Annotated in this window: 8 protein-coding genes; 2 read left to right on the forward strand and 6 right to left on the reverse strand. The window is 44.6% G+C overall.

Going from position 1 to position 12,487, the window contains the following annotated elements; genetic code table 11:
* Window positions 1-36 precede the first annotated feature (36 nt).
* Together ansA and sppA are read right to left on the reverse strand one after the other, a co-directional pair.
* Window positions 37-1,050: an asparaginase gene (ansA, locus tag AC5YB1_RS10235; protein WP_494519072.1), complete on the reverse strand. Its 1,014-nt coding sequence runs from the start codon at window positions 1,048-1,050 to the stop codon at window positions 37-39.
* Window positions 1,051-1,364: 314 nt separating this feature from the next.
* A complete protein-coding gene (gene sppA, locus AC5YB1_RS10240) occupies window positions 1,365-3,206 on the reverse strand; it encodes a signal peptide peptidase SppA (protein WP_494519073.1) in 1,842 nt (613 codons plus the stop codon).
* A 165-nt stretch (window positions 3,207-3,371) separates the two neighbouring features.
* Here sppA and AC5YB1_RS10245 point away from each other — a divergent pair, with 165 nt between their 5' ends.
* Window positions 3,372-5,387, forward strand: a complete 2,016-nt coding sequence (locus AC5YB1_RS10245; protein WP_494519074.1) for an oxidoreductase — start codon at window positions 3,372-3,374, stop codon at window positions 5,385-5,387.
* A gap of 560 nt (window positions 5,388-5,947) precedes the next feature.
* Window positions 5,948-6,637, forward strand: a complete 690-nt coding sequence (locus AC5YB1_RS10250; RefSeq protein ID WP_494519075.1) for a hypothetical protein — start codon at window positions 5,948-5,950, stop codon at window positions 6,635-6,637.
* A gap of 127 nt (window positions 6,638-6,764) precedes the next feature.
* Here AC5YB1_RS10250 and AC5YB1_RS10255 read toward each other — a convergent pair whose 3' ends face one another.
* From AC5YB1_RS10255 to nrdA, 4 genes are all read right to left on the reverse strand, one after another.
* Window positions 6,765-7,865: an ISAs1 family transposase gene (locus AC5YB1_RS10255; protein ID WP_494519076.1), complete on the reverse strand. Its 1,101-nt coding sequence runs from the start codon at window positions 7,863-7,865 to the stop codon at window positions 6,765-6,767.
* 202 nt (window positions 7,866-8,067) lie between these two features.
* Entirely contained in the window at window positions 8,068-8,457 is a 390-nt protein-coding gene (gene yfaE, locus AC5YB1_RS10260; protein WP_494519077.1) for a class I ribonucleotide reductase maintenance protein YfaE, read from the reverse strand.
* Between the two features lie 121 nt (window positions 8,458-8,578).
* Window positions 8,579-9,709, reverse strand: a complete 1,131-nt coding sequence (gene nrdB / locus AC5YB1_RS10265) for a class Ia ribonucleoside-diphosphate reductase subunit beta (protein ID WP_494519078.1) — start codon at window positions 9,707-9,709, stop codon at window positions 8,579-8,581.
* A 73-nt stretch (window positions 9,710-9,782) separates the two neighbouring features.
* Entirely contained in the window at window positions 9,783-12,071 is a 2,289-nt protein-coding gene (gene nrdA / locus AC5YB1_RS10270) for a class 1a ribonucleoside-diphosphate reductase subunit alpha (protein ID WP_494519079.1), read from the reverse strand.
* Window positions 12,072-12,487: the final 416 nt, after the last annotated feature.

Genomic DNA, 12,487 nt, shown 5'->3' on the forward strand with positions numbered 1-12,487 from the left:
TAAATAATGCCCCTAACCATAATTAGGGGCATTTTTTTAATCTTCGGTTAACTCCCCAAACAGATCCCGCTGCATCATTTCGCGAATTTGCGCCGTACTATAATCGGTAGACAGTAAATAGTGCAGTTTGGTTAACGCCGCTTCTGTGGTCATGTCAAAGCCACTGATCACCCCCGCTTGTGCCAACGCATTACCAGTGGCATAGCCACCCATGTTGACTTTTCCCTGCATGCATTGGGTTAAATTAACTAAGATCACTCCGCGTTCACTCGCGCGGCGTAAACAGTCGAGCAATTCAGGATTTTGCGGCGCGTTACCCACGCCATAAGTTAATAAAATTAACGCCTTAACCGGTTGCTGTAAAATATTGTCGATAATGGCAGTGGTGATACCGGGATACAAGGTGACCACGCCAATCGGCTGCGGGCTGATATTGTTCACTTTAAGGGTGTTGGCCTGCGATTGACTGATCTTGCCTGCGCGCAGACGAATTTTAATCCCGGCTTCAATTAACAGCGGAAAGTTAGGCGAGGCGAAAGCGTCAAAACCGTCAGCATGGGCCTTAGTGGTTCGATTGCCTCTAAACAACTTGTTATTGAAGAACAAGCACACCTCGGCTACTGGGTAGTTTGCCGCAATATACAAAGCATTTAGCAAATTAGTTTGCCCATCGGAGCGCAGCTGCGCCAATGGAATTTGCGAGCCGGTGACAATCACGGGCTTGGTGAGCCCCTGCAACATAAAAGAGAGCGCCGAGGCAGTAAAGGCCATGGTATCTGTGCCATGCAAAATCACGAAACCGTCGTATTTGTCGTAGTTAGCCTTGATATCGTTGGCGATCATCTGCCAATCGTTGGGCGCCATGTTGGATGAGTCGATTAACGGCTGGTATTCATGAATGACAAAGCTGGGCATCTCTGCATGGAAAAACTCCGGCATATCGTTAACACAATCGGTTAAAAATCCAGGCACTGGCGCGAAGCCGTTATCGGTTTTTTGCATGCCGATGGTACCGCCTGTGTAGGCAACGTAGATTGAGCGTTTTGTCATAATAATGGTGGCTGGTTAATCGCAAGGGTGGCGCGATTATACTGGGGTTGGCATTAATAAAAAAGGTTATAGCAGGTAAGCGCTTAGCAATTGCCCATAATCCGCCTCTACTTTGGTGATTCTCTGTCTGAGTGTGGCGTTACCAAAAATCTGCAGGCGCTAACATACCCACAGCTGAACACATGGAGACGGCAATATGACCTATTGCCGTGTCTTATGGGCATGATTAATGGTGAGGAGGAATAAAAAAGCCCCAGCGAAAATGCGAGGGCTTTTTTATTAACACTTGTCGTTAATGGTCAAGATCTGTGAGGTTAAAAATTACAGGTATCGCAGTAGAGATACACGCCATTTGGGTCGTCAAAGGCACTAAACTCTTGAGCAAATTTGCTCCATTGACCGATGATTCTATCTGCTAACTGGCTGTTTGATGCCGATTCAGGTAAATAGGCGCCAACGCTGGCGAACATTTCCTGAATAAATAGTTCTTGAGGTGTGAGCTCTTGCTCAATCACGCGAGTGTCAAACTTATCCAGTTTAGCCAGCTCAGACGCTTTGGTTACGGCTTGCTCGAGATCGCCGAGCGCATCCACTAATCCCAAATCGAGGGCTTTTTTACCAGACCAAACACGACCTTGGGCGATGCTGTCGACCTCGGCCAATTCCATATCGCGCTCAGTGGCGACCAGTGAAATAAAGTCATAATAGCCGCGCTCAATTTGGCGTTGAATGATCTGCTTTAACTCAGGGCTAATGCCTTTAGCGACAGAGAATGCAGCTCTGTCTGAGGTTGACACTCCATCGGTGTAAACGCCAAGGGAAGCCAGTGAATCTTCAAATGTGGCAACCATACCAAAGATACCAATAGAGCCTGTTAGGGTCGTTGGCGTGGCAAAGATATAATCGGCGCTGGCCGAGATCCAGTAACCACCAGAAGCCGCATAACTGCCCATACTGACAACCACCGGCTTACCAGCGGTTTTCAGTGCGAGCACTTCTTGGCGGATCTGCTCAGAGGCAAACGCGCTACCACCAGGACTATCGACACGTAGCACAACCGCTTTGACTTTGTCATCAAAGCGCGCCTTACGCAGCAGGGCTGAGGTGCTTTCACCGCCAATTTGGCCAGCAGGTTGACTACCATTAAGAATATTGCCTTTGGCCACAATGATGCCAACAGTGTCTTGTATCATCAGAGGTGGTAACTCTTTTACAAGCGTGCGGTAATCGTAATAATTTATTTGCTTATATTGATGACCTTCTTTGGCTTTACCCACGTTATCTATCATGGCTAAACGAAAGGCCTCGGCCGAGACCAGTTTATCGACCCAGCCCATATTCACGGCCATTTCTGCCGAGCGGCCCTTAGCTTTATCTAGCTCGGCAAGGTACTGCTCAGATGTGAGCACTAAATCACTTTGCTCAAGACCACGATTACGGGCAACCGTTTGCTCGTAACTGGTCCAAATATCGTTAAGTAAGGCGCTGTTAGCTTCTTTGGCTGCGGCTGACATATCATCGCGTACGAAGGGTTCAACCGCAGATTTAAAGGTGCCAACCCGAAACACATGCGCCTTAATTTTAAGTTTGTCTAACGCCGATTTATAATATTGGCGATAACGACTTAGGCCATCAATTTCAACTCCACCTTGTGGATTTAGATAGATGGTGTCGGCGAAAGAGGCTAAAAAATATTGATTTTGGCCATACCAGTTGCCCATGGCAATGATCGGTTTGTCTGACGCTTTAAAGCGTTCTAACGCCTCACCGATACTTTGCAGCTTACTGATCCCCGTGCCTCTGAGTTCACCAATATCGAGTACAATTGCGGCGATACGATTATCGCTGGCGGCGTTATCTATGGTGCGTAACAGATCGGCCAGTAAAATCTCACCATCGACATCGGCGCCTTGATTGCTTTTCATCACTGCTTCTATGGGATCAACTTGACGTAACTGTTCTACCACAGTGCCGGATAAATTGAGCACTAACGCAGAGCCATCTTCAACGGTAGGCAGCTCGTCACTGCTCATGGCAACCACAATGAGCGCGAGGAAACCGAAAAAGAACAGATTAAGTATTAGCTTGCGAGTACCATTAAGGCCTTTCCACAAACCGATTAAGATCCTTTTAAAAACTGAGGGTTTAGCGGACATCATCCACTCCTATATTAGCTAGATTTCCCTATGCTAACTGAAAATCCTCTTTGGGGTGAAACACAATTGTAAATGAATCTTTTCATAGCCCTTTGATTGTGTATTGAGCTTAAAACAAACAACGGGTATGCTAGTTTAAATCACTTGTTTAAAAAGGATGTTTGAATGTCGTTTCCACATTTATTAGAACCCTTAGATCTTGGATTCACTCAACTCAAGAACCGTGTACTCATGGGATCCATGCATACCGGGCTTGAAGAAGAAAAGGGCGGTTTTGAGAAACTGGCAGCATTTTATCAAGAGCGTGCTAAAGGTGGCGTAGGGCTAATTGTAACTGGCGGAATAGCCCCCAATTTGCGCGGCCGCTTAGCCCCACATGCCTGTCAATTAAGTTTTCCGTGGCAAGTGGCTAAACATAAAATAGTGACCGATGCGGTTCATGAGGCTGACGGTAAAATTTGTATGCAAATTTTACATGCCGGGCGTTATGGGTACCACCCGTTTTCACTGGCACCAAGCAAAATCAAATCGCCTATCACTCCATTTACCCCCTCGGCCATGTCATCTCGACAGGTGAAAAACACGATAAAAGATTACGCGACATCGGCGGCCTTGGCTAAAAAAGCCGGTTATGATGGCGTCGAAGTCATGGGTTCGGAAGGGTATCTGATTAACCAATTTATCTGTTCGCGTACCAATAAGCGTGAGGATGAATGGGGCGGTACATTTGACAATCGCGTTCGCTTTCCCATCGAAATCGTCAAGGCGATACGTGCTAAGGTTGGCGCTGACTTTATTATTATTTTCCGTCTATCTATGTTGGACCTGGTGGATAATGGTTCGAGCTGGGATGACGTGGTCAGTTTAGCCAAATCCCTTGAGCAGGTTGGGGTGTCGATTATCAACACAGGTATTGGCTGGCATGAAGCTAGGGTACCAACCATTGCTACCAGTGTTCCGCGCGGCGCCTTTGCTTGGGTGACGGAGCGACTCAAGCAGCAAGTAACAGTACCGTTAATTGCCACCAACCGCATTAACACGCCTGAGATAGGTGAGCAGATCATTGCCTCAGGGCAGGCCGATATGGTGTCGATGGCGCGCCCCTTTCTTGCCGATGCCGAGTTTGTTAACAAAGCCGCTGCGGGTGAAAGCGAGCTGATTAATACCTGTATTGGTTGTAATCAGGCTTGTCTGGATCATACCTTTGCCCTTAAGCGTGCGACCTGTCTGGTTAACCCAAGAGCCTGCTATGAAACTGAGCTTAACTTTACTCCAGCTGCGACCAAAAAGCGCATTGCCGTGATGGGCGCTGGCCCTGCCGGCATGGCATTTTCAATCTATGCGGCTATGCGTGGTCATCAAGTCGTGGTATTTGAGGCGAAAAGTGAGGTGGGAGGTCAGTTTAATTTAGCGCGTAAGATCCCAGGTAAAGAAGAGTTTAATGAAACCATTCGCTACTTTACTGAGCAGATGAAACGCCATCATGTTGAGCTTAGACTCAACACTCGTCTCGATGCTTCTGTGGTACGTGATGAAGCCTTTGATAAGGTTGTGATTGCGGCAGGCGTCGTGCCGCGCCGCCTAGAACTTCCTGGTTTTGATAACCCTAAGGTGGTGACCTATCAGCAGGTGCTTAGCGGTGAAATTAGCGTTGGTGAGCGGGTAGCCTTGATTGGTGCGGGCGGTATTGGCTTTGATATGGCGCATTATCTTGGTGAACGTGAGTCGAGTACACTGCAACCGGACAAGTGGTTTAAACAGTGGGGCATTGATAAGACGTATGCTGAGCCTGGCGGGCTCACTGAGCCAGAGCTATCGGCGCCTGAGCGGCAGATTTATTTACTGCAGCGTAAAACCAGTAAAATGGGTAAAGGGCTGGGTAAAACCACCGGCTGGATCCATCGCTCTGTGTTAAAACACCATCAAGTGCAAATGTTAACTGGAGTTAACTATGAACGCTTCGATGAACAAGGTTTACATATCAAGGTGGGTGATGACTCACGCGTGCTTGACGTCGATAATGTTATCTTGTGCGCTGGCCAAGAGTCGAACCGTACTTTGGTCGATGAGATGAAAGCAACGGGATTACCCGTGCACCTGATAGGCGGCGTCGATGTTGCGGCAGAGCTGGATGCTAAACGCGCGATCCGTCAGGGGGCAGAGCTGGCTATCAGCTTGTAATTAACTGAGTATGGGATAACACTTGGGTTATCCCATCTTATAATCAGATCTCAGCATAATAAGCGAATAACGTGGTGTTGCTACGACATTACTGATGCAAAAACGACTTTATTGTAGCAGTGTCGTTTGTCGATGTAGAGACTGATGGGGTACCAATCTAGAATTGGCCGTAAACGCCTAATACAATTATTGATAAACCAACCAATATAGCTTCTTCACTCCCTTCCTACATCTCAATTAGAGTGGATAATGTTATTATCTACATTATGGAAAAACCTACAACTCAGAGTGTTAACAGTTTGTTGACGTGAATCTGGCCAGTTGCTAGCATGGTTGCAATACTGTGGGCTATATTTAAATATGTTCTGTTTATAATTTTATAGGGAAATAATGATTATAAATAAATGTGACTATATATTCGCGATTTCCTTATCGAGCGGCGACTTTGCTTACGTAATTAATCCTATTCCAATATGTGAAAAATAGTTGCTTAGGCACAATCCTAGATCATTATGGTAGAACACACTAGAATTCAATAACCACTTAAGAGTTGGTAAATCATGATTGCAAATAAAAAAGTACTATCATCACTACTTATTTTAGCCATAATGTCTATTGTGTTTGTCTATTTTTATAGTTCAAGCAATGATTCATCCGTATCAGAAAGTAATGAAGTTAAAGAAAGTGAAAACCTTGATTTTGTGAGTGATGTCGGCAATGCTTTATCTAACAGTTATGAAGGTAAATCAAATAATCAGATTTCTGAAACTGATAGGCAAAGTTATAAAATAGGAGATAAGCAGATAAAAGTTAGCGACATTGGTGAAAAACTTTATCAATCGATCGTGAGTGATAATGTTGTTGATGGCGTTACTCTAGCAGCAATAATGACATCTCCTGTATATCGAGAGATTGTTAAAGAACTGCCTAATTATACAAATAAAGAGTCTGATACTGTTGAGTATGAAAACCGTATTAGCGACTATATAAACAAGTCAGATGTCAATCCACTTCTTAGCGATTATGATGTCGCGTGTAATAATGATATATGCTTTGGTTACTTTTCTTCGGAATCTAAAGATGAATTAGATAAGTTTTTTATTGAGTTTATTCGTGGGGATAGTTCACCGACTCATAAATCGGGTTTTGTTAACTCTATGGAAGTTCATAATTCCGACACTGGAATTTTTGAGTACCGTATTTCTTTTAACTCCAATCCTGACGTTAAATCCATAACCCTGCCTAGATAATAAAGTGAGCCAAATTATGGTTTCGTCACTGTCAACATAATAAAAAGGCTAACCGATGAGGTTAGCCTTTTTATTAAACCAACGGCTCGACACTGTTGCAGGGCGGGATTAAACTTTGTTAAATCATTTAACCAAAGAAAATCTCGCTTCTAAAATCGCCATTCCATGCTGCTTTTCTTATCTTGGTTGGTTTACTGGCTTTTAGCGGATGCTGCTCTAAAAGGTTCAGCACGATACGCCGAAATAGCGCCATCTTCTTCGCGTTTTCATGGTCACCAATCCTTGAACTGTCTTCCCTAAAGGTGACGTCAAGAACCCAATGTTGCTGGTTCTCGACGTGCCAATGCTGACGCACTGCTTTGGCTGCAAGTTCGACGTCTAGAGACAAAGAACTTAAGAAATAATCCGTACTTATGGTTGTAATGCCTTTGCATGTTCGTTGACGTTCAATGGCAATGAGCGACTTTGCTGACGGCCACTTTTTCGCGAGCGCCTGCGGCAGCTTTGCTGGAATTTGAAACGTCGTGCGACGCTCCTTACGCCCATGCCCCTTGTCATCCTCTTCGATACTCAATGTGTCGACGCCGTCGTTATCCCAGTGAGGTTGAAACTGCTCCTCTATGGCCTGCCTCAGTAGCGGTTGGTTGCCTTTTACCTGAACAATATAGTCGCCTTTAGCTTTGATGATTTGTTGAAGCGTTTCCCGCTGGCAGTGAAGTGCATCAAAGGTTACAACAGCGTCTTTAATGTCTAACATGTGCAACAACGCCTGAACCGTTGCGATTTCACTGCCTTTAGTCTGTGTATCTTGCTGATACAGCACAATTCCTTGTTCGGTATCAAAGGCCGAAACCAAGTGAAGCGCATTGTTAGCGCCATGTTGATTAACTGCCCCACGCAAGGTTTTGCCGTCAATAGCGATCAATGGCTTGGATGAAGCTTCTCTTAAACGATTTGCCCAACTAAAAAGTGTCATAACCAGTATTTCGGTATCGATCACTTTAATGATGCGAGCAATGGAATGCCGAGTAGGGATCCCGCTATCAAAATCTCGATGTTTACGCAGCCAAGATAGGTTCTCTTGGCCGAATTCTTCGATAGCTTGCCAGCCATCACAACCTGAAGCGATAGCGGCTAAAACGAGAAAAATAATATCAACTAAATCATGGTTTAGGTTGATGTGGGAGCGAGGGTCTTCGATGAGTTTCAAGTGTTCAAATAAGGACATGGATTAGGCTCAGTAGAATAACATGCCCGATCAGATCATGCAGATACGAAGAAGTTCCCTACTGTTAACAAAGTATGATCCCGCCCTGACACTGTTGAGCCAGCAATGCTGTTAACAATTTGCGATAGTCTTAATGTTGAGCCTATGTAGAACGATCGCAACTGGTAGAAATCGTTGCCCGCTTCCTGCGCAATAACAGTGTCTAAACTTGCTGGGTCGACATTTTAGTTGACTGGATATTATTGGTCGATGTGGCAGTGCTTTTTGTCGAGATTGACGCTCGTGTGACAACTACATTAACACCTTGAGTAGATAAGGCTAAGTCCACGTCGCCATCGGGATGGCAGCAACAAGGCAGACATTCATCGGCCTCCAGTTCAACTAAAGGCTCAGTATGGTATATCACCGAGCCATGATTGAGTTTGGTTTTACAGGCACCACAAAAGCCGTTTCGGCATTCTGAAAATACCTTAACGTTTTTCTGTTCTAGTGCCTGTAGCAGGCTAACGTGCTGCTCTGTATAGAGTAGCACTGGCTGGCCTTGTAGGCTGACAATGGGCGCTTTTTTAAAGGTCGCTTGCTTAAACGTCATGCTGTTAATTATCTAACATCTATTTATTGAGCTATGATTGCTCACGTTATTGTGACTAAAAATAGGATGCATCGATTTATCCATGCAGGACTATTAGCCACTCAATCACAGAGCCATATCATCACAGATCAAAATCGGCAAACTGACTTTCATCGACTGAAGAGTCAATTTGGCCCACAAGGTAAGATGATACTTCTACCTCTTGCGGTGCGACCTGTACTGAATCACTCTCTAGCCAGTTCTTCATCCAAGGCAGCGGGTTGCTCTGATCTGCGTACGGACTGACTAAGTTAACCGATTTCATACGCTCGTTAGTGATGTACTCAACGTATTGGCATAAGATCTGTTCGTTAAGACCGATCATTGAGCCATCTTTGAATAGGTATTTTGCCCACTCTTTTTCTTGCTCTGCCGCTTTGATAAAAATATCTGTGGCTATTTGCTCACACTCTTTGGCAATGTCCCCCATCTCTGGATCGTCTTTACCCGCTTGCATAATCTTAAGGATATGCTGGGTACCATTTAGGTGCAAAGCTTCATCACGGGCGATCAATCGAATAATTTTAGCGTTACCTTCCATAACTTTACGTTCAGCGAAGGCAAAAGAGCAGGCAAAACTGACGTAAAAACGAATCGCTTCCAATACGTTAACCGACACCATACACAGATACAGTGCTTTTTTGATCTCACGCTGGGTGACCACGACGTGTTTACCGTCAACCTCGTGCGTACCTTCACCAAACAAGTGGAAGGCTTGGCTAAGGACAATTAGCTTATCGTAGTACTCGGCAATATCGCTAGCACGTTTGAGGATCTCTTCATTGGCGACGATATCGTCAAATACTACCGATGGGTCGTTAACAATGTTACGGATAATGTGAGTGTATGAGCGTGAATGAATGGTTTCAGAAAACGACCAAGTTTCAATCCAGGTTTCTAACTCGGGTAATGATACCAAGGGTAAAAATGCCACGTTAGGTGAGCGGCCTTGAATCGAGTCAAGCAGAGTCTGATACTTTAAGTTTGAAATGAAAATATGCTTTTCATGATCGGGTAGTGCTGCATAGTCGATTTTGTCTTTGCTGACATCAACTTCTTCTGGTCGCCAGAAAAACGATAATTGCTTTTCGATTAGCTTTTCAAAAACTTCATATTTTTGAATATCATAACGCGCTACGTTAACCGATTGTCCCAAAAACATGGGTTCCAATGAGGCATTATTAGCGGTTTGACAAAATGTAGAATAGGCCATGTTTCTATCTTCCGACAATGGGGGCTAAGCCCCCATATATTAACGTGAAATACTGATGATAAACATCAAGTGATTAGATCTTACACGCGCCGCCAGCGCAACTATCATCTTCTTTTTCAATGGCGGTGATATCGTCATGACTATCTGAGGCGCCATCACGAGTGTTGTGATAGTAAAGTGTCTTCACACCGTATTTGTAAGCGGTCAATAGATCTTTTAGCAACACTTGCATAGGGACTTTTGACCCAGGGAAACGACTTGGGTCATAGTTAGTATTGGCTGAAATCGATTGGTCGACAAACTTCTGCATTAACCCCACTAATTGCAAATAACCATCGTTGTTCGGCATTTGCCATAATAACTCATAGCTATGCTGATACTTTTCAAAGTCAGGCACCACTTGCTTAAGCTGACCATCTTTACTGGCTTTCACGCTGATTAATCCGCGTGGAGGTTCAATGCCATTGGTCGCATTTGAGATCTGTGATGAGGTCTCTGATGGCATCAGGGCCGACAGCGTAGAGTTACGCAGGCCATGAGTCACTATCTCTTCACGCAGTGTTTCCCAATCAAGGTGCAATGGTTCGTCACAAATTTTATCCAAGTCACGCTTATAGGTGTCTATGGGTAAAATGCCTTTGGCATAATTAGTCTCATGGAACAAAGGGCAAGCGCCTTGTTCTTTCGCCAAGTTTACCGAAGCTTTCAATAGATAATATTGGATAGCTTCAAAGGTTCTGTGGGTAATGCCGTTGGCTGAGCCATCGGAGTAACGTACCCCTTCCTTAGCCAAGTAGTTGGCGAAGTTAATCACGCCTATCCCTAAGGTACGACGGTTCATCGATGCTTTATGAGCCGAGGTTATAGGGTAATCTTGATAATCGAGTAGATTATCTAACGCACGTACAGCCAGATCAGCTAATGGCTCTAGCTCTTCAAGATTCTTAATTGCACCTAAGTTAAGGGCTGATAAGGTACACAGCGCGATTTCACCGTTAGGATCGTCTACATTGTTCAGTGGTTTGGTTGGCAGAGCGATTTCTAAACACAAGTTAGATTGACGCACTGGTGCTACTTTAGAGTCGAATGGGCTGTGAGTATTACAGTGATCGACGTTTTGAATATAGATACGACCAGTAGAAGCGCGCTCTTGCATCATTAATGCAAATAGCTCAACGGCTTTAATTTGCTTCTTACGAATGTTGTCATCCGCTTCATATTGCAGATAAAGACGTTCAAACTCGGCTTGGTCTTCAAAAAACGCATCATACATACCAGGTACGTCAGATGGGCTGAATAGGCTTATCATGCCACCTTGGATCAAGCGCTGATACATCAACTTGTTGATCTGAACACCATAATCCAAATGACGAATACGGTTATCGTCAACACCACGGTTGTTTTTCAATACCAGCAGTGATTCAACTTCTAAATGCCACATAGGGTAGAAGAGGGTCGCTGCGCCGCCACGAACGCCGCCTTGTGAGCACGACTTAACCGCGGTTTGGAAATACTTATAAAAAGGTAAGCAACCGGTGTGGAAAGCTTCGCCGCCACGAATTGGGCTACCTAGCGCACGAATGCGACCAGCATTAATACCAATACCGGCACGTTGTGATACGTACTTTACAATGGCCGACGCGGTAGCATTGATTGAGTCTAAGCTATCGCCACATTCAATCAGTACGCACGAACTGAACTGACGCGTAGGGGTACGCACACCCGCCATGATGGGGGTGGGTAGCGAGATCTTAAAGGTTGAAGTCGCATCATAGAAGTTTTTTACATAATCTAGACGCGTCTCTCTTGGGTATTTGGCAAACAAACATGCCGCAACCAGGATATATAAGAACTGGGCGCTCTCATAAATCTCATGACTAACCCGGTTTTGCACTAAGTACTTGCCTTCGAGCTGTTTAACGGCTGCGTAAGAGAAGTTCATGTCGCGCCAGTGATCGATATGCTCATCAAGCAAATCTAACTCTTCGCGAGTGTAGTCACTTAGGATGTGGCTATCGTATTTGCCCATCTCCACCAGCTTAATGACATGATCATATAGCTTAGGCGGTTCAAATTGACCAAAGGCTTTCTTACGCAAATGGAAGATAGCTAAACGGGCAGAGAGAAACTGATAATCAGGTGATTCTGGCGAGATTAAATCTGCGGCAGCCTTAATAATGGTTTCATGAATTGCTTCAGTTGGAATTCCATCATAAAACTGAAGGTGAGAACGTAATTCCACTTCAGAGACAGAGACATTTTTCAGTCCATTTGCCGCCCAAGTGATCACTCGGTGGATCTTATCGAGATCGATAGTTTCACGTTCGCCACTGCGTTTAGTGACTTGCATAGTGCTGTTCATTAAAGATAAGCCTTGATTAAATATTGTGGTCATATGAGCTGGAAAATACACTCAACGTTTCCCTGTCAAAACAATCGAAAAGTTAACAAAAACTACCAAAATACAACTTAGGTTTTAGTGGCTTCGATCGTCACTCACACACAATATATGGTGTTATATAAATAATAGGATACAAGATAGTGAGGTTGGTGGCATTTTGCAAGCGGCATTTTAGGGGACAAGTTGTGGATATCTTGGGGGTAACATTAAGGGTTAGTAACGGCTAACCTTTAAGGCTTGTTTTCAATAATGCTTGCTGATTTTGAGTAAGTTTTGTGCTGCTAAATTTAATCTAATAGAACGCTAGTTTTATCATCGATCGCGACGATCGATGATTGGCAAATGGGTTGTGAGATGGCGAGCAAATCACTGTAAAT

The sequence above is a fragment of the Shewanella sp. 433 genome (assembly GCF_059338565.1).

What these genes read in the sequence shown, in the direction of transcription:
- ansA (WP_494519072.1), bottom strand. Translation starts at nt 1,050, where the DNA reads ATGACAAAACGCTCAATCTACGTTGCCTACACAGGCGGTACCATCGGC.
- sppA (WP_494519073.1), bottom strand. Translation starts at nt 3,206, where the DNA reads ATGTCCGCTAAACCCTCAGTTTTTAAAAGGATCTTAATCGGTTTGTGG.
- AC5YB1_RS10245 (WP_494519074.1), top strand. Translation starts at nt 3,372, where the DNA reads ATGTCGTTTCCACATTTATTAGAACCCTTAGATCTTGGATTCACTCAA.
- AC5YB1_RS10250 (WP_494519075.1), top strand. Translation starts at nt 5,948, where the DNA reads ATGATTGCAAATAAAAAAGTACTATCATCACTACTTATTTTAGCCATA.
- AC5YB1_RS10255 (WP_494519076.1), bottom strand. Translation starts at nt 7,865, where the DNA reads ATGTCCTTATTTGAACACTTGAAACTCATCGAAGACCCTCGCTCCCAC.
- yfaE (WP_494519077.1), bottom strand. Translation starts at nt 8,457, where the DNA reads ATGACGTTTAAGCAAGCGACCTTTAAAAAAGCGCCCATTGTCAGCCTA.
- nrdB (WP_494519078.1), bottom strand. Translation starts at nt 9,709, where the DNA reads ATGGCCTATTCTACATTTTGTCAAACCGCTAATAATGCCTCATTGGAA.
- nrdA (WP_494519079.1), bottom strand. Translation starts at nt 12,071, where the DNA reads ATGAACAGCACTATGCAAGTCACTAAACGCAGTGGCGAACGTGAAACT.